Annotated in this window: 20 protein-coding genes; 16 read left to right on the top strand and 4 right to left on the bottom strand. The window is 44.0% G+C overall.

The features are described from left to right. Window positions 1-11: 11 nt before the first annotated feature. Complete coding sequence (recN, locus tag GB992_RS04685; protein WP_161001424.1) at window positions 12-1,718, top strand: DNA repair protein RecN; 1,707 nt, start codon at window positions 12-14, stop codon at window positions 1,716-1,718. A gap of 163 nt (window positions 1,719-1,881) precedes the next feature. Here the strand turns inward: recN and GB992_RS04680 are convergent, their stop codons facing one another. Then, window positions 1,882-2,286 (bottom strand): hypothetical protein, encoded by a 405-nt coding sequence (locus GB992_RS04680; RefSeq protein ID WP_161001423.1) that lies wholly within the window; start codon window positions 2,284-2,286, stop codon window positions 1,882-1,884. A gap of 326 nt (window positions 2,287-2,612) precedes the next feature. Between GB992_RS04680 and gmk the strand changes: the two genes are divergently transcribed. From gmk to GB992_RS04660, 4 genes are all read left to right on the top strand, one after another. Continuing rightward, a complete protein-coding gene (gmk, locus tag GB992_RS04675) occupies window positions 2,613-3,260 on the top strand; it encodes a guanylate kinase (protein ID WP_017261771.1) in 648 nt (215 codons plus the stop codon). Between the two features lie 3 nt (window positions 3,261-3,263). Continuing rightward, complete coding sequence (gene rpoZ / locus GB992_RS04670; protein ID WP_017261772.1) at window positions 3,264-3,506, top strand: DNA-directed RNA polymerase subunit omega; 243 nt, start codon at window positions 3,264-3,266, stop codon at window positions 3,504-3,506. 333 nt (window positions 3,507-3,839) lie between these two features. Continuing rightward, window positions 3,840-4,625 carry a Cof-type HAD-IIB family hydrolase gene (locus GB992_RS04665; RefSeq protein WP_161001422.1) on the top strand — a complete coding sequence of 262 codons (786 nt, stop codon included), beginning with the start codon at window positions 3,840-3,842 and terminating at the stop codon, window positions 4,623-4,625. A gap of 38 nt (window positions 4,626-4,663) precedes the next feature. Further along, on the top strand, window positions 4,664-5,173 hold the full coding sequence (locus GB992_RS04660; protein WP_161001421.1) for a YbhB/YbcL family Raf kinase inhibitor-like protein: 510 nt from the start codon (window positions 4,664-4,666) through the stop codon (window positions 5,171-5,173). 108 nt (window positions 5,174-5,281) lie between these two features. On the opposite strand, the gene pgmB is transcribed toward GB992_RS04660, so the two are convergent. Next, the gene (gene pgmB / locus GB992_RS04655) at window positions 5,282-5,956 is read right to left on the bottom strand and encodes a beta-phosphoglucomutase (RefSeq protein ID WP_017261775.1); all 675 of its coding nucleotides are present in this window, start codon (window positions 5,954-5,956) and stop codon (window positions 5,282-5,284) included. 56 nt (window positions 5,957-6,012) lie between these two features. Beyond that, entirely contained in the window at window positions 6,013-8,724 is a 2,712-nt protein-coding gene (locus GB992_RS04650) for a glycoside hydrolase family 65 protein (RefSeq protein ID WP_161001420.1), read from the bottom strand. Window positions 8,725-9,127: 403 nt separating this feature from the next. On the opposite strand from GB992_RS04650, the gene priA reads away from it, so the two are divergent. The 8 genes from priA to GB992_RS04610 are packed head-to-tail and all read left to right on the top strand — an operon-like array spanning window position 9,128 to window position 19,018. Next, complete coding sequence (gene priA / locus GB992_RS04645) at window positions 9,128-11,554, top strand: primosomal protein N' (RefSeq protein WP_161001419.1); 2,427 nt, start codon at window positions 9,128-9,130, stop codon at window positions 11,552-11,554. A 60-nt stretch (window positions 11,555-11,614) separates the two neighbouring features. Continuing rightward, window positions 11,615-12,580: a methionyl-tRNA formyltransferase gene (gene fmt, locus GB992_RS04640; protein WP_161001418.1), complete on the top strand. Its 966-nt coding sequence runs from the start codon at window positions 11,615-11,617 to the stop codon at window positions 12,578-12,580. Next, window positions 12,580-13,977 carry a 16S rRNA (cytosine(967)-C(5))-methyltransferase RsmB gene (gene rsmB, locus GB992_RS04635; RefSeq protein WP_161001417.1) on the top strand — a complete coding sequence of 466 codons (1,398 nt, stop codon included), beginning with the start codon at window positions 12,580-12,582 and terminating at the stop codon, window positions 13,975-13,977. Before fmt ends, rsmB begins: the two co-directional genes overlap by 1 nt. An 11-nt stretch (window positions 13,978-13,988) precedes the next feature. Further along, complete coding sequence (locus tag GB992_RS04630) at window positions 13,989-14,735, top strand: Stp1/IreP family PP2C-type Ser/Thr phosphatase (protein ID WP_017261780.1); 747 nt, start codon at window positions 13,989-13,991, stop codon at window positions 14,733-14,735. Further along, complete coding sequence (gene pknB / locus GB992_RS04625; protein ID WP_161001416.1) at window positions 14,732-16,699, top strand: Stk1 family PASTA domain-containing Ser/Thr kinase; 1,968 nt, start codon at window positions 14,732-14,734, stop codon at window positions 16,697-16,699. Before GB992_RS04630 ends, pknB begins: the two co-directional genes overlap by 4 nt. A 9-nt stretch (window positions 16,700-16,708) precedes the next feature. Further along, window positions 16,709-17,608: a ribosome small subunit-dependent GTPase A gene (rsgA, locus tag GB992_RS04620; protein WP_161001415.1), complete on the top strand. Its 900-nt coding sequence runs from the start codon at window positions 16,709-16,711 to the stop codon at window positions 17,606-17,608. Window positions 17,609-17,627: 19 nt separating this feature from the next. After that, entirely contained in the window at window positions 17,628-18,281 is a 654-nt protein-coding gene (gene rpe, locus GB992_RS04615; RefSeq protein ID WP_161001414.1) for a ribulose-phosphate 3-epimerase, read from the top strand. A 20-nt stretch (window positions 18,282-18,301) separates the two neighbouring features. Continuing rightward, complete coding sequence (locus tag GB992_RS04610; RefSeq protein WP_161001413.1) at window positions 18,302-19,018, top strand: thiamine diphosphokinase; 717 nt, start codon at window positions 18,302-18,304, stop codon at window positions 19,016-19,018. Between the two features lie 231 nt (window positions 19,019-19,249). Here the strand turns inward: GB992_RS04610 and rpmB are convergent, their stop codons facing one another. Continuing rightward, window positions 19,250-19,435 carry a 50S ribosomal protein L28 gene (gene rpmB, locus GB992_RS04605; RefSeq protein ID WP_017261785.1) on the bottom strand — a complete coding sequence of 62 codons (186 nt, stop codon included), beginning with the start codon at window positions 19,433-19,435 and terminating at the stop codon, window positions 19,250-19,252. Between the two features lie 246 nt (window positions 19,436-19,681). Here rpmB and GB992_RS04600 point away from each other — a divergent pair, with 246 nt between their 5' ends. The 3 genes from GB992_RS04600 to recG all read left to right on the top strand — a co-directional run bounded on the left by GB992_RS04600 (window position 19,682) and on the right by recG (window position 24,066). After that, complete coding sequence (locus GB992_RS04600) at window positions 19,682-20,044, top strand: Asp23/Gls24 family envelope stress response protein (RefSeq protein WP_017261786.1); 363 nt, start codon at window positions 19,682-19,684, stop codon at window positions 20,042-20,044. 54 nt (window positions 20,045-20,098) lie between these two features. Beyond that, window positions 20,099-21,781, top strand: coding sequence for a DAK2 domain-containing protein (locus tag GB992_RS04595; RefSeq protein ID WP_161001533.1), 1,683 nt, complete (start codon window positions 20,099-20,101; stop codon window positions 21,779-21,781). Between the two features lie 239 nt (window positions 21,782-22,020). Next, the gene (recG, locus tag GB992_RS04590) at window positions 22,021-24,066 is read left to right on the top strand and encodes an ATP-dependent DNA helicase RecG (protein ID WP_161001412.1); all 2,046 of its coding nucleotides are present in this window, start codon (window positions 22,021-22,023) and stop codon (window positions 24,064-24,066) included. The last annotated feature ends 97 nt before the right edge of the window (window positions 24,067-24,163 follow it).

The following is a 24,163-nucleotide window of genomic DNA, read 5'->3' as shown; positions in this document are numbered from 1 at the left end:
AGGAGCAAGGAATGCTACAGGAATTATCCATTAGGAACTTTGCAATTATTGAAAAATTGAATATTGCCTTTGATGATGGAATGAGTGTTCTGACTGGTGAAACAGGTGCAGGTAAATCCATTATTATTGACGCTGTTGGTTTACTGGCCGGTGGCCGCGCTTCCGTTGACTTTATTCGTAAAGGGGCAACCAAAGCGTCGATACAGGGATTATTCGTGCTACCAAAGTCTTCTGTCACTTTTGAAGTGTTGTCAGACCTTGGTATTGATCATGCCGATCAACAAGTGGTTATCGATCGAGAACTGAATAAAAACGGACATAATACTAGTCGTGTTAATGGCACATTAGTTAATACCACCACCCTCAAACGCATTGGGGAGACAATGGTCGATATTCATGGTCAGAACGAACATCAAGAATTGATGCAGCCAGAAAAGCACTTGCAGTTGTTAGATGAGTATAGACCTAGCGCTTTAGCTAAGTTGAAGCAAACGTATACAGATAAATATGATGAATACCGGCGATTGCGTAAGCTGGCAATTGACAAACGTGACCACGCCCAAGAATGGGCGCAGCGAGTCGATATGTTGACATTTCAGGTGCAAGAAATTGAAGATGCCAATCTGTCGCCCGATGAAGAGGACACGTTGATTACAGAAAGAGACCGTTTGGCCAATTATCAAAAAATTGTGACAGCCTTAGAAAGCAGTCATGAAGCCATTGATGGTGGTGAAGATGGTTCAGCCTTGGATCGTATTGGTGTCGCAATGGCAGCTATGCAAGAAATCGCCACATTAGATCCTGAATATCAGGCATTGTCTGACACAATTGCGAGTGCCTACTATGGGCTTCAGGATGCAACTAATGGTCTTTCTTCACAACTTGATAATCAGGAGTTTGATGAAGGACGTTTAGACGAAATCGAAGCACGTCTGGAGGTTATTCACCAATTAAAGCGTAAGTATGGCGATTCTGTACCTAAGGTGTTGGCCTATTTCGATAAAATCAAAGTTGAATTGGATCGTATGCAGGGTGATCAGGATGATGATCAGACACTGATGACCCAGTTGAACAAGGCTAAGACTGCGGTGCAAAAAGCAGGCAATGAGCTTAGTGAAATGCGACAAAAATTGGCTAAGCAATTAGAGGAAGATGTTCACGAACAATTGAAAGCTCTCTATATGGAGAAGGCCGTTTTTGGTGTACGGTTTTTGAAACATGAAGAAACGCCATTTTTTACGACTGGGATTGATAACGTTGAATTCTATATTCAAACAAACCCTGGTGAAGATCCCAAGCCATTGGCCAAAACTGCCTCTGGCGGAGAACTTTCGCGGATGATGCTGGCGTTGAAGACGATTTTTTCTGAAAATCAAGGTGTGACAAGTATTATTTTTGATGAAGTGGATACTGGTGTTTCGGGGCGGGTTGCTCAGGCCATTGCTGAGAAAATTATGGTAATTGGTCGCCACTCTCAAGTTTTGTGCATCACTCACTTACCACAAGTTGCCGCGATTGCGGATCATCAATTTTATATTCAGAAGCAGATCAACAAGGGACGCACTAAGACCAGTGTTGATAAGTTGACAACTGCTAAACGGGTAACTGAACTAGCACGGATGCTGGCCGGCACGACTGTGACAAAATTGACAACTGAACACGCCTCAGAGTTGTTGAAAATGGCAGATGCAGAAAAAAAGCAGTTAGCTGAATCATAAGGTACAGTAGTTGGGCTGACGATATTTAAAATTAAACGAAAATAAAAAGCACTTGCGTTAACAGTTCCTGATTAGATACTCAGGAACTGTTAACGCAAGTGCTTTATTTTATACAACTGGTGTAATGTCATTCTTCAAATCTGTAATCAATGGTCGCTAAGGTTTAAGCGACCATCAAGCCGAAACAGATTTGACGAATTTGTTCTGGTAAAACTAAATAAGTTTTGCCAGTTGCGTGATTGGTAATCGTCAGAATGTCTTGGTCCTGCCTAAGAGTACCAGTAACTGTCGTGAGTTTCTTGGCAAACGGGTTTGATGGTTGGTTTAACATGATTGAGACAACTGCATGCTGTTTAAGCGCACGATCAAGATGGGCAATAATCACGTCAGACGAAAACTGTGGATGACGTAGTGTATCGCCACGTTCTGCCGTGAAAAAGCTTCTAATACGCTGACCAAAAGAGAGACGACTATGGTGTGAAAGAACCGATGAATGGCGAATACTATGATGAAGTGTTGATTTTGTCATCACAGGGTTGATATAAGTATTTGGCATTAATTGTTCCATAGTCGTGGCCTCCGAAATTTCGTATCGCTCGTCATTAAGAAAATGACGAAAACAGTTGAATTTTTTTCTAACGTTCGACAATCTGTTCGTGATAGAGAACGTCTGTTTGACTATTTATATTATACGAACACGCGTTCAAAAATGCAAACATAAATTTCAATTCTGTTAACAAGCTTTTGTAAAGGGACACTTTTCACGCAAAAGTTTCTAAAACGGCGTATTTAGCGGCAAATGTCGTAGTTGAACGCTTGAAATTGACGCCAAAAAAGTGCAAAATAATTGTTAAATTCTTTTTTAGGTTATAGATGAAAGGAACGAAGCAGTCGATGCCGAAACGTGGAATGTTAATTGTTCTATCTGGTCCATCAGGGGTTGGTAAAGGAACAGTTCGGAAAGCAATGTTTGACCAGGGAGGAACTGATTTTCAGTACTCCATTTCAATGACTACTCGTCAGCCACGGGAAGGCGAGGTAAACGGGAAAGACTACTTTTTTGTGAGCAAAGAGACATTTGAGCACAACATTGAAACCGGTGAAATGCTTGAATATGCTCAGTATGTCGATAATTATTACGGAACACCAATGCAATATGTTAAGGATACCTTAGCTTCTGGAAAAGATGTTTTTCTTGAAATCGAGGTCAACGGTGCCATGCAAGTTCGTGAGAAGATGCCTGACGGTGTTTTTATATTCTTAACCCCACCTGATTTAATGGCATTGAAGCAACGGCTGGTTGGTCGTGGCACAGAAACCATGACAGTTATTAACGAACGCATTCACCAGGCTGTTACAGAAATTAAAATGATGCGGAACTATGATTACGCAGTTGTTAATGATAAAGTGGATCTTGCTGTTGATCGAATCCGCGAAATTATCAGAGCGGAGCGTTTGCGGGTGCCTAGGGTTTACCCAGACTATGCACAAATGTTAGAATCGAAGCAGGTTACCGAGACGGAAAATGGGAAGGACGCTTAAATTATGATTTTATATCCATCAGTAGATAAGCTTTTAAAGAAGGTTGACTCACGTTATTCACTGATTATGTTGGCTTCCAAACGTGCACATGAGTTAGACGCTGGCGCACAGGAATTATTGCCACATTATCAATCAGTTAAGTCTGTCGGCAAGGCGCTTGAAGAGGTTGAGGCTGGTGAAGTCACAATTGATCCTGACCACGAAGAAGACTTGGGTACTTCAACACCTAAACCAACTGTTCAATAATAGTGTTCTTTAAAAAGAGAGTTAAGCAACAAATCCAGTTTAAAAAATTAATCTTTATTACACGATGATTCTATTCCTAAATTGTAGGAATAGGGTCATTTTAGTTTCGGCTTCTATTAAATGATTGTTAGTACTGTCTGGTCCTTGAAAATTGGCGCTACTGCCATTTGAAACCTGATAAATAATAATCTAAGGCTAAGACTTCGGCTTTCACTCACTGACAATTCACAAATAAGAGACTTCAAAAAATCTTGACTGGAGGGAGTCAAACAATGTCATTTTTTCCAGAATGCGCTATGCTTAAAGGGTAGTGAAAACGAGGGGGTTGTTCTCATGAACACGGAAATTAAAGCAGTTGTTTTTTTTGATTTAGATGGAACACTGTTTGATGATCAAAAAAATGTCCTGCCTGAAAGCATTGCTGCGATAAAGGAAATGCAGCAACACGATATTTTGCCAGTGATTGCAACAGGCCGTAACATCTTTGAGATTCAGGACGTATTGGACGAAACGGGCATTGACACGGTGGTTAGCGCCAATGGGTCGTACGTTCAGTATCGTGGTAAAGAGTTATTCCGCGAAGCAATTGATCAATCGCTTATCGAATCATTCACAGCGTTTGCAAATGAACAGGGTGACGCGGTTGCTTATTACAACAATGAAGGCTTTGCATTGACCAAGACAACGGATGATATCGTTAACAACTATAAGGCACTACGCTTGTCGATTACGGTGGATCCGGAATACTACCTTAAGCATCCCATTAACTTTTTAAATGTTTTTAACCGTGACAAAGAAGATCTCTATAACGAGCATTTTGCCGGTCAATTAACCTTGGTACGAAATAATCCGGTCTGTTTGGATACCATGAAGAGTGGCGTTACCAAACGAAGCGGATTAGAAAAATTGCTTCAACAGGCTCATTTGGAAGGTATTCATACTTATGCTTTTGGGGATGAACTAAACGATCTTGAGATGTTTGCTAGCGTTGATACAGCCATTGTTATGGGAAACGGTAATCCCCGTGATAAAAAGGTCGCCGATTACATTACTACGACGAACACAACGGATGGAATTGTTAACGGCTTAAGGCACTATCAACTCATCGCGAGTAAATGATGCCGATAAAAAACATTCAGAAAGGGAGCAGCAGATTCATGAAGATTAAAATTCCAACTGAAAATGGGTACATTGGTGACCGTTATAGTCGTCATGCCCAACCGGATGAAATGTACGCAGGCCAACCAGTGATTTCATTTCCGATGACGTTCACTGATTTACCAGCAGGTACAAAAACCGTTGCTTGGACACTGTTAGATGATGACGCGATTCCCGTTTCAGGATTTACGTACATTCATTGGATTGGGGCTAATCTGTCTGCTGAGCACGCTGAACTTAAAGAGGATGCCAGTCGCCGTGAAGGTGAAGCCTTTGTTCAAGGCAATAATAGTACGGCAGGTGGCCTGATCCACCGAACGGATCCGGCAATTACACGGCATTACGTTGGTCCAACGCCGCCAAATGGTGATCATGTCTATACGGTCACGGGGTACGCTTTAGATACCACATTGCCACTGCAAAATGGTTATTGGTTAAATGAGTTTTATCGGGCAATTAAGGGGCATGTTTTAGAGACTACCAAGACAACGTTTCTTGGGCGTTCTTAATAGGTGCAGTTTTTGTTTTATGTTCTAAGATAATCAAAAAACGACTTATCGATTATGAAATCGGTAAGTCGTTTTTGAAACTTATTATCCTGTATTAATTTGAGTCGATTAATTGTCCATTTGTGCTTTGATATTATCAAGAGTTAATGCACTAGTGTCAGCAAAAATAACATTAGCAGCACTTAGTTCTTGCTTATCGCCAATTCCAATCGAGGTTTCGTTAGCGGCATTGATACTGGCTACTCCGGCCGCAGCATCTTCCACACCAGCACAAACAGATGGATCTAAGCCAAGAATTTCTGCGCCCCGGGTGTAGATTTCTGGATCAGGCTTGCCCTTACTCAAGGTAGCAGGGTCAACAATTTTGGTAAAGTAGTCGGACAAACCGATATGACCTAAAATTGTTGGTGCATTTTTTGAAGCAGAAGCCAAGGAAATCTGGTAACCGTTGGCAATCAAATCATCTAAAAACTCCTTAATACCAGGGAAGACGTCATTAGGTGTCATGTTTTTGATGAGTGACAGATAATTGTCGTTTTTCTTTGTTGCATAGGCAACTTTTTCTTCAGGGGTATAGTCATTTTCTTTACCGCCGGCTTTTAAAATCATTTCCAAGGAATCCATTCGGGAAACGCCTTTTAAGCCATTAGCTAGTTCTTCGGTCCAGGTCACACCAAGTTCGTCAGCTAGTTGATGCCACGCTTGTCCGTGGTACTTTGCTGTACCAGTAATTACGCCATCCAAATCAAAAATAAATCCCTTTAAATCCGCAAACTTTGTCATTAATAAAACCTCCGCAAATAATTTTTAATTTTGATGATTCGTTTGAACACCTGCAATTAATTTTTTAATTGTAAGGGTTTGTCCGGTGTAACTGAGAACTCTTGCCCGCGAACCGTGAGTTTAGCTGGCTTATCTACAGTCACATGAATGCTAGTGTGGGTGAGATTAAACTTGTATAGTACACCCTTAAAGCGTTCACTAAACGCGAGACGGTGCCAATCTTCTGGTAAGTGTGGATCAACAGCTAATTCAGATTCGAATTCATTGACACCACCATAGTTACGCAATTCTAGCATTAAGACGGCACCCATAACGCCGAGGTGAATACCTTCAGCAGTTGTTCCACCCTGAATGTCATAGTAGTCAGAACGCAAAGCGGTGTTGAAGAAAGCAAATGACTGATCCATGTTGCCGTCGATCAGACTTAATTCTGAATAGACGATCCTTGATAAGGTTGATCCGTGAGTGGTTCTTGCCAAGTAGTATTCGATGTTCTTAGTGAGATATTCACCTGGCATTTTATAACCCAAGGTTTTCAGAACATTATCAATCGTGTCAAAGCTTAGGTTATAGTAAGCCATTAAGGCATCCGCTTGTTTGGCAACCTGATAAGAATCGGGTGATTTGCCTTCCGCTTTTAACAACCGGTCAACTCGCGAAATGTTACCATACTTTTTACGGTATTTTTCAAAATCGAGCGTTGGCAATTTAAAGTAGCCAGCAAACTGACCGATGATCCCATCTTTATTGATGTCCAATGCTAAATGATGAGCGATGTCATCAAACCGATTGAAATCATCGTCGTTAAGCCCGACTTTGGTTGTGACCGTTGACCAGTCCTTGGCTGGCATTGCCTTATGAATGTTGGCTAAAGTTGTAAACAGCCAACTTACCATGATATTGGTGTAGGCATTGTCTGTTAGGCCAGGCTCATCGGCATTAGGATAGTTTTCGTGGAACTCATCTGGACCCATGACATTTTTAATATCATAACGGCCGTTATCATTTTTGACGGCCTTACTGGACCAGAAGTGGGCAATTTCAAGTAACATTTCCAGACCATATTTGGTCATGAACTCGGTGTCATTAGTTGAGTGGTAATAAAGCCAAACGTTGTAAGCAATAGCTAATGAAACATGGCGTTGCAAACGACTGTTGTCGGGATCGAATTTGCCACTGTCGGGATTAAAGTGAAGCAGTTGCGACTGTTCATCCCCGAATTGCGCCGACTGCCAAGGATACATAGCGCCGTCATAATGTTCAGCAGCCGCATTTTGCTTAGCAGCGTCCAAACGTTTGTAGCGGTACATGAGCAATTGGCGGGTGAGGGATGGCGTGTGCAAGGTGTAGTAAGGCAGGATGAATAATTCGTCCCAGAATACGTGACCTCGGTAAGCTTCCCCATGGAGCCCACGAGCCCCGACAGAGGCGTCTAAATGCGGATTACTGATTGGGGAAGCAGATACGAATAAGTGATAAATGTTAACTCGTGTTAACTTTTGGGCAGTCAAATCCCCGTCAATCTGAATATCACTGTCTTGCCAAACTCCGTTCCAGAAGCTGGCGTTTTGTTGCACGATACCGCTAAAGGTGGCACCGTCTAATTCTGATGTAACAGCGTTATTTAAATCATCCTTGGTTTCCAAGGATGTGTTGATAGCAACCGCTTTTTCAATAACATAAGTCGTGCCAGTTTGTGCTTGGAACGAGAAGTTTTGTTCGAGGACGTCATCGGTAACGCTTTCATTTATCTTTGTTGATGGCGTTATTTCTTGACTTGAAAGGCGACTGCCAATTGAAAAAGCAACCTTGGAAGTTTTGGTTTGACCGCTGAGCATAGCATTTGAGCCATTAATGGTGGTTTCGGTAACGTCGAAATGACGACCATCGAACGATTTGTAACGGTCTACATTGGCGTTAGTAACGCTACCATCGATTCTTGAGAAAACGGTGACAGTACCTTCAAAGTTCATGGGTGTGATTTCATAACGGATGGCAAAACGGTGCCACTGATTCATATCGGCGACCCGTTGTGCACAGATTTTGAGCAAGTGGCCAGTTGGTAAGGATACCAACATTGTTGTGGTGAGCACACCTGTATGTAAATCTAATGAACGGTAAATGTCAGAAATGTTTTCTTTTTTGACGGTAAACGGTTCTTGATGATCGATGCTAAAGGACAGGTACTGGGCATTTGGCAAGTTAACTAAATCTTCGTTCACCACGTCACGACCATTGATTTTGGTGGTTAGCTGATTGTATAAACCGGCAACATACATGCCAGGGTAATTGTCAACATCTGCATTAGCTGCCAAATATGCACCCCGTAACCCATAATAGCCATTACCAATGGTGAGCATTGCTTCTTGGCCGTAATTACGTTTGGCTGCATATTCGCCGTAGTAGTCAAGGTGCCACTGATTGTATTGACGCTTGTTTTCAATGGCTTCGGCTAAGCCATTACGATTAGCCGTTTCTTGACTGACAACGGGGATGTTCAGCATGTTGGACAATGCTAGACCCATGTCGATTCGCTGGTGATTGACCCCAATAATGGTATCTGAAAAATCATATTCCAACGGATTTTCAATCAGTGCGGCATCGAAATCGATGCCGGCCAGTTTTTCACGAATCTTTTCAAGATTTTCACCAATGGGCACATCAGGATCGCACACAATGGTAATTGTTTTTGTCGCATTTGTTTTTCCGTTTGGTACGTAGGAGAGCTCAAAGGCGTCATCGAGGACGCGGACTGAAAACGTACGCATATTGCCTTACCCCCTAAAAAGTATGTGATGTAAATACATCTACTATTATCGTAAATTTAATTTTGCGACTTCTCAACCTTAATGTCTTATTTCATTGAAAAAAGTGCGTTTATTATGATCAAGTTTGTTTGACGGGTGAAATGTTGATCAAAGTTGTCTGTGTTAAATGTGCAACACAAACTATTACGCGGCATTTGACCGTAAAATCGCTGGTTGTACGGTTTTTTGTTAGTGAAATGATCATCCAGGACTGCACCTCATATTATGATGCATTAAATCGGCATCTTGAAACGGCATAGTACTTGTCATGTCTGGTACAATTGGAAAAGACAAAAACACATTGAAACTCAAAAATTGAGATTAAGACTAGCAATTACTAGCAATGATCAGAAAGGAACGCGTGATGGCAAAAATTGCACAGGTAATTGTGGATGTGCCAACAATGCAAACGAACCGACCTTATTCTTATTTAATTCCAGATTCGCTGACGGATGCGGTTCAGCCCGGAATGCGCGTTGCCGTTCCGTTTGGACAAGGTCACCGCGAAGTCGGTGGCATGGTTGTTGCCGTGAGCGACACAGGTACTCTAGATGAGACTTTCAGTGGCAAACTTAAACCACTGGGCGCTTTATTAGATTTAGCACCCGTATTAAATGAAGAATTACTATCGTTAAGTGACTGGATGGCTCAACATACGTTTGCATTTCGTATCTCAACTATTCAAACGATGCTCCCGGCAGCCTTAAAGACTAAGAGTCATAAGTTTCTCGTTGCTGATGCATCAATTGATGATCCTCAGTTAGCCTCATTATTTGATGATCAACGGCGGTTGGATTTTACGGCAGCTTCGTTAACTGATGAACAAACAGACGCATTGGCAAAGTTACAACAGCGGCAGATTATTCATGCTGAGTATCAGGTTGCTGACCGTGCTCGTGTCAAAACAGCCACATGGGTGAAATCATCATTATCAACAACCGAGATTGAAACAGCGCGAAAGGATGTCCGTCCGAATGCAATTAAGCAATTGCGGGTGTTGACTAGGTTAATGGATTTGCAAGAAGCACGTCCCTTACAGGATGTACTCGCAGATGAACGATTAACACGTGCTGATTTTACGGCCGCCGCAAAGAAAGGGTGGGTTGAATTAAGTGAACGCGAGGTTTATCGCGATCCATACGCTGATCATCAAATTGCTAAGACGGCGCCACTAACCTTGCAACCTGACCAACAGAGTGCCGTTAATGCCATAACTGACGCGATTGATGCCCATGATCCTAAAACGTTCTTGTTACAAGGTGTCACTGGTTCTGGAAAAACCGAAGTTTATCTGCAAAGCATCGCAGCCGCATTGGCTAAACACAAGACCGCACTGATGTTAGTTCCCGAAATTGCGCTAACGCCACAAATGGTAAACCGGGTGAAAGGTCGCTTTGGACATCAGGTAGCAGTGCTCCATAGTGGTTTAAGCGCTGGCGAAAAGTATGATGAATGGCGCCGTATTGAACGACATGAAGCAGCCGTTGTGGTTGGCGCCCGTTCGGCGGCGTTTGCACCATTGACAAATATTGGTCTGATTGTGATGGATGAAGAACATGAAACCAGTTATAAACAAGAAGATAATCCCCGCTATCACGCCCGCGATGTGTTGTTATGGCGCGCTCAGCGTCATCATGCCCCGGTGGTTTTGGGATCAGCGACGCCATCGCTAGAAAGTCGCGCGCGTGCCGAACGTCACGTATATACCCGATTGGCATTGCCACACCGGATCAACCAGCAGCCATTGCCACCAGTAAAAATCATTGACATGCGTGAGCAACTTAAAGCGCATACGGAAAGTAACTTTTCTACGCCTTTGCTAGAAGCGTTAAAAGTTCGGCTGGAACGACATGAACAAAGTGTGTTAATGCTAAATCGACGCGGCTTTTCTTCCTTTGTGATGTGTCGCGATTGTGGCTTCGTTTTAAAATGTCCCAACTGTGATATCTCGCTAGTATTGCACATGGACAGTCACACAATGAAATGTCATTACTGTGGTCATGAAGAACCAATTCCGCGAATTTGTCCAAATTGTCACAGCAAACGCATCAGCTATTATGGCTCTGGTACCGAAAAAGTTGCTGCGGAGTTAAATAGTTTGCTGCCAGATGCACGGATTATTCGGATGGACGTTGATACGACGCGTCGCAAGGGGATGCATGAAAAGCTTCTCAATTCATTTGGGCAACACAAAGCAGATATCTTGCTGGGTACGCAAATGATTGCCAAGGGACTAGACTACCCGGATGTGACACTGGTGGGCGTACTCAATGCGGATACTGCGTTGGGACTGCCAGATTTCCGTTCAAGCGAACGGACTTTTCAATTGTTGACACAGGTCAGCGGTCGTGCCGGCCGGGCTGACAAGCCGGGTGAAGTCTTGATTCAAACGTTTAATCCGGATCATTACGCCATTCAATTGGCTAAAACACAGGATTACGAACGATTCTTCCGGGTGGAAATGGGGATTCGCCATATGGGTAATTATCCACCATACTTTTTCACGGCCTTGATAACCGCCAGTGACAAAGACGAGGGTGTTGCCGCTAAGAAAATGTTTGAATTGAGCGATCAGCTTAAACAGACTTTGTCACCGGATACAATTATCTTAGGACCAACTCCACGACCAATTGCCCGCATCAAAAATCGTTATTACTATCAAATTGTTTTAAAATATAAGCGAGAGCCTAAACTGCAGTCGGTTTTGGATGGCATTTTGGACGATGCGCAGCGTGAGCAACGTAATGGTCTGCAGGTTGCTATCGATATGGAACCGCAGAGCTTTATTTAAATGGCGGGCCCAGGATTGGGTAATTTCGAATAATAAAGATGAGGTATAAGGAGCAAATTCATGACAAAAATTGTATTTATGGGAACACCGGCGTTTTCTACACCAATTTTGGAATCATTGATTGAAAAATATGATGTTGCTGCAGTGATGACACAGCCAGATCGGCCAGTTGGCCGGAAACATGTTTTAACACCATCACCGGTTAAAAAAGTGGCCTTGGTCCACAATATCGAAGTTCTTCAGCCGGAGAAAGTAAGTAAGTCACCGGAAATGCAACGGGTGATTGACATTGCGCCTGATTTTATCGTCACGGCCGCATTCGGTCAGTTCCTGCCGACAAAACTATTGAAGGCGGCTAAGATAGCGGCTGTCAACGTCCATGCTTCATTGCTGCCGCTTTATCGTGGCGGCGCCCCAGTCCACTATGCCATCATGAACGGTGATGAAGAAACGGGTGTGTCCATTATGTACATGATTCGTCAGATGGATGCTGGTAACGTCATTTCACAAATTAAGTGTCCAATTACTCAAGCGGATGATACAGGGTCGATGTTTGACAAACTGAGTCTGGCGGGCCGGGATTTGTTATTAAAAACGTTGCCGACGTTAATCGATGGTCCAGTTGAGGGGATTAAACAAGACGAACGAGCAGTCACATTTTCACCTAACATTTCACGAGCTCAAGAAGAAATTGACTGGACGCATACGGCCAGTGAAATTGATTGGCAAGTACGTGGCTTGCGGCCGTTTCCGACTGCCTATGTAGTCATGGATAATGTTCGAACAAAGATCTTGGATGTCACAGTATTAGCTGATCAACAGACGACTCAGATGCCAGGAACGGTCGTGAGCCGAACCAAGCACGAATTAGACGTTGCTGCTGGTCAGGGGACGGTTCTAAGAATCAATCGCTTGCAACCAGCGGGCCATCCGCAAATGGCGATTACTGATTTTCTGAACGGTGCGGACACGCAGTTTGAGGTTGGTAAACAAATCATGAAAATGAAGTTTGGAGCGACAAATTAATGGCAACAAAGCTTAAAAGTCAGTCTGATCACGTTAGCAAACAGGTGAATGCAGAAACAAATCCACGTTTTGTCGCCGTCTCAGTGCTCGAAAACGTAGCTAAGGGCGGTTACTCAAATCTAAGTTTAAATGCGTCATTGGACGATGCTCAGTTATCGGCAGTGGACGCAGGTTTATGTACAGAAATTGTCTATGGCGTTTTACAGCACCAAATGACACTGGATTTTTGGCTAAAGCCGTTTATTAAACAACCAGCCAAGGTTAAACCGTGGGTTCTTATCTTACTTAGAACAGCCTTGTTTCAAATGCAATATTTGGACAAGGTGCCAACTCGTGCTGTTTTTGATGAAACCATTCAGATTGCCAAACAACGTGGGCATGAAGGCATTCGTCGGTTTGTGACAGGCGTTTTGCACGCGGCTGATCGACATGGCTTTGCAGATTTAGCAACAATTAAGGACCCGTTGACGCGCTTGAGTACGACTTATAGCGTGCCAATGCCATGGGTCCAGCAGATGCGCAAAACAGTTGGTGATGATAAGACAAGGCAGATTTTAGCCAGTATTAATCAGCCAGCGTTTCAGTCCGTTAGATTAAATCCAGCGCTTGGAGAGCGACAGGCACTTTTGCCACAGCTTACTGCGGCGGGTTTAAAATGGACGGACAGTGAAGTCAGCGGAGAAGGGTTAAGAATCAACGCTGGTCATCCAGCAGGGACACCGCCTTTTAATGAGGGGCTTATTACGATTCAAGACGAAAGCGCGATGCTGCCTGTTGAGGCTTTGGCTCCGCAACCTGGCGATGCTGTCTTGGACGCATGCGCTGCCCCAGGCGGAAAGACAACACAAATTGCCGCTCAGCTGAATCCATCGAAGGGTGGGCATGTCACGGCACTGGATTTACATGCGCATAAAGTGGCACTGATTGAAGCAAATGCGCGTCGGATGCAGGTTGCAGACAGAGTAACGGCGGAACAGTTGGACGCTAGAAAGTCGGCTCAACAGTTTGGCGATGAAGCATTTGACCGAATCTTGGTCGATGCACCATGTTCGGGATTGGGACTGTTGCGTCGAAAACCAGAAATTCGTTATGCAAAGACACTTGCGGATAGCAAACAACTTCAGCAGATTCAGTTAGCAATTCTTGATGCAGTAGCACCGACGCTGAAGAAAAACGGTATACTAGTTTACAGTACTTGTACCATTTTGAAACAAGAAAACGATGACGTGGCAACTGCGTTTGTCAAAGCACATTCAGACTTTGAACTTGTACCAGTGGAGACAGTTCATCATCTGAAAGAAAATCGGTCAACACCTTGGTTGACCATTTATCCCGATGATTTTGGCTCCGATGGGTTCTTTGTTTGTGCATTTAGAAAACGTCACGACAACGATTAGGTGATTGGCTTATGGAAGTAGCATATCTGTCAGATATTGGGCGGCAACGAGAAAGCAACCAAGACTATGTCGGCATGTTTCGGAATCAATCGGGACTTGAATTTGCCATTGTGGCGGACGGCATTGGTGGTCATCAGGGTGGTGATGTGGCCTCAACAATGGCCGTTTCACACATGGGCAGTCGGTTTGAGGACACCTCTTTCACTGACCCCGGAACTGCGGCCAAGTGGCTGTCTAGCGAGGCCCAACAAGAAAATGACACCATTATTGAAAAAGCACATCAATATCAAGATTTAAACGGCATGGGAACCACCATCGTTGTTGCGATCATTTTTCAACGACAATTTTTGTTAGCCAACATTGGGGATTCACGTGGTTATTTACTGCGTAATGCACAGCTTGCTCAATTAACTGAAGACCATTCATTAGTTAATGAGCTGGTCAAGTTGGGACAGATCAGTGAAGAAGATGCGCGCACTCATCCCGAGAAAAATATTATTACGCGGACACTAGGCATCAATGACGAAGCTGATATTGATATTAATTTGTATCACGCTCAACCGCACGATGTGGTTATGCTTTGTTCTGATGGGCTGACCAATATGGTGACAGATGCCCAAATACAGGCGGTCTTGCAGAGAAATCTGACATTGCAGGAGAAGTGTCAACAGTTGATTGATTTGGCAAACGAGGCTGGTGGCAAAGACAACATCACGGTATTACTGATTTCAGCCGAGGGTGAGGTGACTGCCTCATGAGGCCGAACTACACATTAGCGGGTCGTTACCGAATCATTCGTCCGCTAGGTGAAGGCGGGATGGCCGATGTCTATCTGGCACATGACCTGATTTTGGATCGGGATGTATCCGTTAAGTTATTACGTTTGGACTTACGCGATGATCCTTCTACGGAACGGCGCTTCCAACGCGAAGCGATGGCCGCAAGTGAACTCGTGTCACCACATATTGTGAGCGTGTATGACGTTGGTGAAGATAACGGAATGCAGTATCTGGTCATGGAATATGTGTCCGGAACTGACTTGAAAATGTATATTCGCAATCATTTTCCGATTCCTTATCCGACCGTTGTCAATCTCATGCAACAAATTTTGGATGGCGTTCGCATTGCTCATGAGCATGGTATTATTCACCGTGATTTAAAACCGCAAAACGTGTTGGTGGATCAGTCTGGCCAGTTAAAAATCTCGGATTTCGGGATTGCGGTAATTAGCAGCGAGTCTTCGATGACACAGACTAATACCGTGTTAGGATCGGTTCATTATTTGTCCCCTGAGCAGGCGCGTGGTGGCATGGCTAGCAAAAAGAGTGACATTTACTCATTGGGGATTATTCTCTATGAGATGTTAACCGGCAGTGTACCATTTGAAGGCGAAACGGCTGTGTCGATTGCGTTGAAGCACTCACAGAGCAACATGCCATCGGTCCGCGATTATGACTCCAGAATTCCGCAACCGTTAGAAAATGTTATTCTTCATGCCACGGCAAAAAATCCCTCAGATCGTTACGTATCTGTTCAGGCCATGGCCAACGATTTAGCAACGGCGTTGTCACCAGAACGGCGTGACGAGAAACGATTTGAACCGCGAATTGTCGACGACGGTGCCACTAAGGTGATTCCAGTTGATCAAATATTGGCAGCGAGCAATCAACAACGTGCTGATAGTCAAATTTCGCGTCAGGAACCGTCTTCCGCAGCTGCCGAAGTGGCGGATACACCAAGTCGAAAATCGCCTGCACGAGCCCGCAAGCTATTCGGGTGGTTGTTTGGCGTTGCTGTCGTCTTAATATTGGGTGTTTTAGCGTGGATCTGGTTGATCCCTGGTCAGGTAACGGTGCCCAACGTCGCAGGGATGACGCCAGTTAAAGCAGCCAAGGTGTTGAAACACAACCAGTTGCGTTTGGGCAAGCAAACTAAGGCAACTAGTGAACGGCGTGCCAAGGGTGAAATTATCAAGGCTACGCCGGCAATTGGTTCACAGGCAAAGCAGCAGGCAAAGGTCAACGTGATCGTCAGTTCAGGACGGCCAAAGATTAGTGTCGACGATTATACCGGTGAACGGTATACGACGGCTGTGCGCCAATTAAAGAAGCTGGCTTTAACAGCAACACGTGTTGATGAATATACGGCTGACGCGGCTAACGGGGTCATTGTTGATCAAGATGTCGTGCCAGGCGACACGGTTTATCGTCACAGCACCATAACGTTTACTGTTAGCAGTGGGTCTTCTCATGGCTCAACGGTTAAACGCTATAAAATGCCAAACTTTGCCGGTGATAAGCAGACTGAGGTGCAGCAGTGGGCAGAAGACCATAGTGTGACTGTCACATTTAGTGATGAAACATCGACAACGGTCGCTCAGGGTAAAATTATTCGCCAGGCACCGACGTCTGGCAGCATGATTTCAGCCGGTCAAACGTTCGCAGCCGTAGTGTCATCTGGACCAGCGTTGCATAATTTCCATGTCAATCTCACAATTCCGTACAAAGCACCAAGTAATGATCCAACCGGAACGAATGATATTAAAATTTATATCAAGGATCACGACAAGAAATTAACGGATGTGTATCAGCAGTTACAAATTTCATCAGATACAGATGTTTCGCTGCCATTTACAACAACGACCAATGGTGAAGGCGAATACGTCATTAAGCGTGATGGTCATACAATTATGGCGGATCATAGCGTAACCTCAGGAAATTAGGAGAAGTCTATGAAGGGACAAATTCATCAGTTGTTGGCCGGTTTTTATGACGTTCAGACAGCTGATGGCCAGTTATACAGAACGCGAGCTCGTGGTAATTTTCGCAAACGGAAAGTGAGTCCCATGGTTGGCGATTTTGTTGAATTTAGTGCAGAGGCCGGTTCAGACGGTTACATTTTAAGTATTGATGATCGACGAAATGCTTTAGTCCGGCCCCCAGTTAGCAACATTGATCAGGCTGTCGTCGTGACTGCGGCCACGGAGCCAACCTTTTCGAGTAACTTACTGGATCGTCAGTTGGTCGCACTCGAGAGTCAGCATATTCATTCCATTATTTATTTCACAAAAACAGATTTGTTAACTGCTGATCAGCGAGAGCATTTTGCACCACTCATTGCTGGTTATAAAGCGATTGGTTACGATGCTTTCTTTAGCCAGCAGGCGTTTTCAGATACCGATTTAAACGGGCTACGCGATTGTTTTAAGGACAAGTTAACTGTTTTTATGGGCCAAACAGGTGCAGGAAAATCGACTTTACTCAACCATTTGTCACCAGAGCTAGACTTGGCAACGGGTGAAATTTCACAGGTTCTGAATCGTGGGAAACACACAACTCGTAAAGTTGGCTTGTTAAGTGTCGGTGATGGCTTAGTCGCGGATACACCTGGTTTTTCATCGTATGAAGACTTCAATATGGATGCTCGTGAATTAGGGCAGTACTTTCCTGAGTTGCAGGCACTCTCACCATCCTGTCGTTTTCGCGGCTGTCAGCACATTAATGAACCAGGTTGTGCAGTTAAGGCTGCCGTGGACGCAGGCGAGGTCATGAAAAGCCGATATGAGAATTATTTACAGTTTCACCAGTTGATTGCCGACCAGAAACCACGGTATGATAAGAGTCGGAAATAAAAATTTGGAGGAAGATTTTATGATTAAGGTAGCCCCATCGATTTTAAGTGCAGATTTTGTTAATTTTGAACGTGACATTAAGATGGTTGAAAAAAACGGTGCTGACTTGTTACACGTCGACATTATGGATGGTATGTTCGTACCTAACATGTCATTTGGCTGGACAACAGTTGCAGCCATTCGTCCAATTACTAACTTGTTCTTGGATGTTCACATGATGGTTCAAAATCCTGAACGGTACGTTGACCAGTTTGCTAAAGCAGGTGCTGATTTAATTGGTGTTCACGTTGAAGCAACTTCTCATATTCACCGTGCACTTCAAATGATCCATAACGATGGCGTTAAGGCTGAAGTTGTGATCAACCCAGGCACGCCTGTTAGCCAAATTGAACCATTACTGCCATTTGTCGATCAAGTATTGGTAATGACGGTTAATCCTGGTTTTGGTGGTCAAAAGTTCTTGCCACAAATGATCGAAAAGATTCAACTTTTGGATGATTTGAAGAAGGACAAGGGTTACGACTTTGACATCGAAATCGATGGTGGTGTTAACGACAAGACAGTTGTTGACTGCTACAAAGCAGGTGCGACGGTTGCTGTTGCTGGTTCGTTTGTATACGGTGCTGATGATTCTGCAGCTGCAATTGCATCTATTCATAATGCAACGCGCTAATTGATGAGGGCAATTCAAACATGGTAAAGACAAGTGGGACACCTCAAAGCCTTGAACGACTCAATATTTTAGTTGGCGGTCCTCAATCCGAATGGCCGGATGACTTGGTCAGAGGGGCGGTTAGTGGTCCATGGATTGGTGTTGACCGTGGTGCAATTAGGCTATTACAACTTGGGATAACACCGTTAATTGCGCTTGGCGATTTTGATTCTTCAACTGATGAGGAGTTTGCACGTGTACGCAAGGCAGTTAGTGATCTTCGTCAAGTCGGTTCTGCAAAAGATGAAACAGATACGCAAATGGGTGTTTCAGTAGCTATGACCGAGTTTGATGCTCATGAAATTGTTGTGTACGGTGCTACCGGTGGCCGCCTTGATCACTTGTTAGCTAATGTATTTTTACCATTAGAACCTCGGTACCGATCAGTCGTTAATCGGCTCACGTACGTTGACCGCCAGAATACGATGCGCTTTTATGTACCGGGAACTTATCAATTACAACGGGAATTAGATAAGCGCTATTTGGCGTTTGTTACGTTTGGCCCTGTTCGACAGTTAACTCTTCCAGATGAACGTTATCATCTGGATCATGCTGATATCACGCGACCGGTTTCATTTGCCAGCAATGAATTTGTGGGCGACACAGCGTCATTTTCATTTACCAGTGGTATCGTTGGCGTTATTCAAAGTCGCGATTTAAAAGATAATCGTGCGGAACGATATGATTTAAATGCCTAAACCTCAGATGACGCTGCTTAGTTGTCATTTATATTCATAAAAAAAGTTGATTGCCAGATTTGGTAATCAACTTTTTTAGTAATGTGAATTTTTTTGAACATTGATCAAAGTGATTGTGAGATGCTTTGTTCTGACTTGGTTTTTATAAGGTACATTTTCAAAGAGAAGCGGGGCATCTTATTGAAACCAAAGAAAAAACGCCAGTCAATTGACTGACGCTATCGTGTTTAATTAAACACGAGTCACTTTTCCTGATTTTAATGTCCGGGCAGAAACCCAAACACGCTTCGGCTTGCCATCAACTAAGATGCGAACCTTTTGCAGGTTAGCCTTCCAGCTACGACGGCTGCTGTTTAAGGCGTGGGAACGGTTGTTACCAAAATGTGTCCGTTTGCCAGTAATAAAATCTTTAGCCATTGTTCATCCCTCCTTATCGGATTTCCAAAGGGAACCTCTTTTTTCTCACCTAAATAATTTACCATATGCTGTTAGCGAATGCAATATAAAATGCCAAGGAAAAATACTTGACACCTTAAATTGCCGTTCAGACGCTTAAACAACACTCTAGACTTTTTTCAAGGACCGTTTTATGATAGCATGATTGAAGATTGCATGATGAACTCTTTATCTAAGAGTGAGTTAAATAGTTGAGGAGGCCTATTCATGGCTGTTAAGATCAAAACGCAATTTGGCACCATCGATATTAATAACGATGTGATTGCCACGGTCGTTGGTGGCGCCGCAACCGACAACTATGGTGTTGTCGGAATGGCATCTAAAAACCAACTGCGTGATAACGTAAACGAAATTTTACGACGTGATAATTATGCACGTGGCGTCGTTGTTCGCCAAGAAGACAATGGTGTGGCCATCGATGTGTACATCGTGGTTGGCTATGGCACCAAGATTTCTGAAGTATCTAAAAACGTACAACAAAAGGTTCGTTACAACTTGGATAGTATGCTTGGCATTGCAGCTAACTCCGTGAATGTCACGGTTCAAGGTGTTCGAGTACTTGCAGACTAGACGATTTTTTGTAACGAAGTGGGGGAAACTGAATTGGAAGCAACATTAACTACCATGACCAACCTTGAATTCGGAAAGATGGTCCAGGCTGCCTCGAAACGTTTGACGAGTCAGGCAGAATTTATTAATTCGCTCAACGTTTTTCCGGTGCCCGATGGTGACACAGGTACCAATATTTCACTGGCGTTTGCCAGCGGTGCAAAATATGAACGCGAAGTTACGTCAACTTCTGTTAGTGATCAGGCGGCTGCTTTAGCCAAGGGATTGTTGATGGGTGCACGTGGTAACTCCGGTGTTATCACATCACAGATTTTTCGCGGCTTTTCAAAGAGTGTTGACGGTAAGCAAACACTTAGCGCTAAAGACTTTGCTGAGGCTTTAGCAGCCAGTGCTCAAACAGCTTATAAAGCGGTTATGAAGCCAACGGAAGGTACTATCTTAACGGTTATCCGTGAGGCTGCCAAGGCTGGTCGCGATAAGGCAAACGAAACTGATGATATTGCCGTTGTGATGGATGCCGTATACGCAGCGTCTCAGAAGGCTTTAGCTTCAACACCAGATTTACTACCCGTCTTAAAGCAAGTTGGCGTGGTGGACTCTGGCGGTCAAGGGTTGGTATTCATTTTCCAATCTTTTGATGAAGTCTTGAACGGAAAGTCTACTGACTCTGATATTGATACACCAGACGATGCTCAAATGGATGAAATGATCAACGCGACTCATCATCGCAGTGTGCAGGGTGAATTAGATCCCAATGATATCAAGTACGGTTACTGTACTGAAATTATGGTGCGTATTGGTGGCGGACAGCAAGTTGACCGCAAGTTTGATTATGATGAATTCTATCAGTATTTAGCTGGTTTAGGCGATTCATTGTTAGTGATTAATGATGACGAAATCGTTAAAGTGCATGTGCACACCGAGCACCCCGGAGATGTCATGACATGGGGTCAACACTTTGGTGATTTAATCAAAGTTAAAGTTGATAACATGCGCCATCAACAAGAAGAAATCATGGAAAAGGATCAGGACGAGGTAACCACTAAGACGGCTACCGGCGTTGCCCAACCTGTCGCCGCACCAGACACTGCTGTGATTTCCGTTTCTGCTGGTGATGGTGTTGCTGAGCTATTTAAGAGTTTGGGTGTCACGCACGTGATCAACGGTGGCCAGACCATGAATCCAAGCACTGAAGACATCGTCAAGGCGATTAATGCCAGTGGTGCCAAAAAAGCGATTGTGTTACCAAACAATGGCAACATCTTTATGGCCGCTGACCAGGCTGCTAAAGTTGCCGATGTGCCAACTGTGATTGTTCACAGTAAATCCATTTCGCAAGGGATGACAGCTCTGCTAGCCTATAATCCTGATTCAGAATTGGATGCTAACAAGCAGGCAATGGAAGATAACTTGGATACTGTGAAGAGCGGTCAAGTAACTCATGCCATTCGTGATACAACGCTTGATGGGATTGAGATCAAGAATGGTGAGTTTATGGGCATCATTGATGGTTCTATCAAAGTGACAGATGCATCATTGCTCGGTGCTGCCACCAAGATGGTGCAAGCTATGATTGATGACGACAGTGAAATTGTCACGGTGATTTACGGCGCCGATGCAACGGAAGCTGACGCTTCATCGCTAGAAGACGCGATTATGGCGTTGGATGATGAGCTTGAGGTCGAAATCCACGAAGGTGACCAACCGGTTTATCCGTTCTTGGTTTCCGTTGAATAATTAAAAACAATTGTAAAATTCCTATTCCTGTACTCTAGGTTTAGGAATTTTTTGATTTAGTAATAGCTGTTTAACTTAGTTTTGCCTATTGTTTTGGATGACGTTTTTACTCGTGTTAGGTCGTAAACTGTTCTTTTTCTATTGCTTATCTGTCGTTTTTTGCCCGTCTTTGATACGATAAGAGTAATGCATTTACTTCAGATTAAATCACACTGCATAATTGGAAGGGAGGTTTCAAAATGTCTGCGCCGTTAAAGTCAATCGAAGATCCAGTGACACAATTAAGCGGCGTCGGTGAACAACGTGCCGCTGCGCTAAAAACGTTAGGTATTCAAACGATTGCTGACTTATTGGAATACTTCCCATTTCGTTATGATGATATGGCTGCTAAGGATTTGTCCAAAGTGACTGAGGGTGAAAAAATCACCCTGAAAGGCACTGTAGCAAACGAACCGACAGTCGTCAGATTTGGCAGAAAAAAGAGTCGCTTAAACTTTCGCTTACTTATCGGTCATGACGTCGTCGGTGTTACATTTTTCAACCAACCGTGGTTGGACAAGCAACTGGCGATTGGCCAAGAAACAGCCGTTTATGGTAAGTGGGATGCTACTCGAAAGAGCCTGTCCGGGATGAAATTAATCACCAGTAGCGATAAGGCAGCGTTTGGTGCCATTTATTCGACGAACAAGCACATTCGTCAGAGTACGATTGCTCAACTGGTGAAACAGGCGTATGAGGCATATCAGGACGTTATCTATACGGTTTTGCCCGCGAAACTGATTGAAAAATATCGTCTTTTAGATCGTCGAACAATGATTCATGATCTTCATTTTCCGAAGGATCCAGAGGCGGCCAAAGCTGCACGGCGAACGGCTGTGTTTGAAGAGTTTTTCTTGTTTGAATTACGTTTGCAAATGATGCGGGCAAAAGATCACCAGGCAGCTGGCATCAGTATTGAATATGATAATGAAGCGTTAAAAAAATTTATCAAGACATTGCCGTTTGAACTCACCAATGCGCAAAAGAAAGTGGTTAACGAAATCTGTGCGGATCTAAAACGACCACTTCACATGAACCGATTACTGCAGGGAGATGTTGGTTCCGGTAAAACAATCGTGGCGGCCATTGTTATATACGCAGCCATTACTGCGGGATATCAGGCCGCGCTCATGGCGCCAACTGAAATATTGGCTGAGCAACATGCACGTAATTTGGCCAATATTTTTAAGGATTTGCCGATCAATATCGTTTTGCTGACGGGATCAACAAAGGCAAAGGCTCGTCGCGAGGCATTGAAACATATTGCTAGTGGTGAAGTAAACTTAATTATTGGCACGCACGCCTTAATTTCAGACGATGTGGTTTATCACCAACTTGGTTTGGCAATTATTGACGAGCAACACCGGTTTGGTGTTAACCAACGACAGGCCCTGCGTCAAAAAGGGCAACATCCAGATATATTGGCAATGACGGCGACACCGATCCCCCGAACCTTGCAAATTACCGCTTATGGCGAAATGGATGTTTCCATTATTGACGAACTACCGGCAGGCAGAAAACCGATTACTACCCGTTGGATTCACAGCAATCAGGTTGAAGCTGCGATGGATTTTATCCGCACCCAATTAGCCGCTGGTCAACAGGCGTATGTCGTCACACCGCTAATTGAAGAGTCGGAAGCACTGGACGTCAAGAATGCTGAGGCGATTTATGACCATTTAAGTGAAAACTTTGCGCCGGATTATCGAGTTGGTTTGTTACATGGCCGGTTGAAAAACGAGGACAAAGAAGCTGTCATGAATGCCTTTAAGGCTGATGATTACGACGTGCTGGTATCAACAACTGTAATTGAAGTCGGCGTGGACGTGCCGAATGCTACGGTAATGCTCATTTTTGATGCGGATCGCTTCGGCTTGGCACAACTACATCAATTACGTGGTCGAGTCGGTCGGGGGTCAGTTGCGTCAACGTGTATTCTTGTTGCAGACCCTAAGACCCAGGACGGCATTGCTAGAATGCAAGTCATGACGGATACAAACGACGGTTTTCTTTTGGCTCAAAAAGATTTAGAATTACGTGGTTCTGGAGATTTGTTGGGTACAAAACAGTCTGGGGTGCCAGACTTCAGAGTCGGCGATCCCGTTGCGCAGATTAAAATTTTGCAGATTGCTCAACAGGAAGCGATTGCTTTGGTGGATCAGCCTAATTGGCAGACTCAACCAGATAATCGTGAATTGGCCGGTTACGAACAAAGCGAATTAAAACGACATTCAACTCTTGATTAGCGTTATGCCTAAAAAGTTACGGTTGAATGTTTAATCGCTTGACTTAAATGGTGTGAGTAGTTTCTTTATTATAAAAACGGGTTTAGAAAGCGAAGGT

The sequence above is a fragment of the Furfurilactobacillus milii genome (genome assembly GCF_009863985.1).
Lineage (GTDB): Bacteria > Bacillota > Bacilli > Lactobacillales > Lactobacillaceae > Furfurilactobacillus > Furfurilactobacillus milii_A.
Note: the sequence above shows the minus strand (reverse complement) of the source record. Positions and strands in the feature narration are given on the sequence as shown.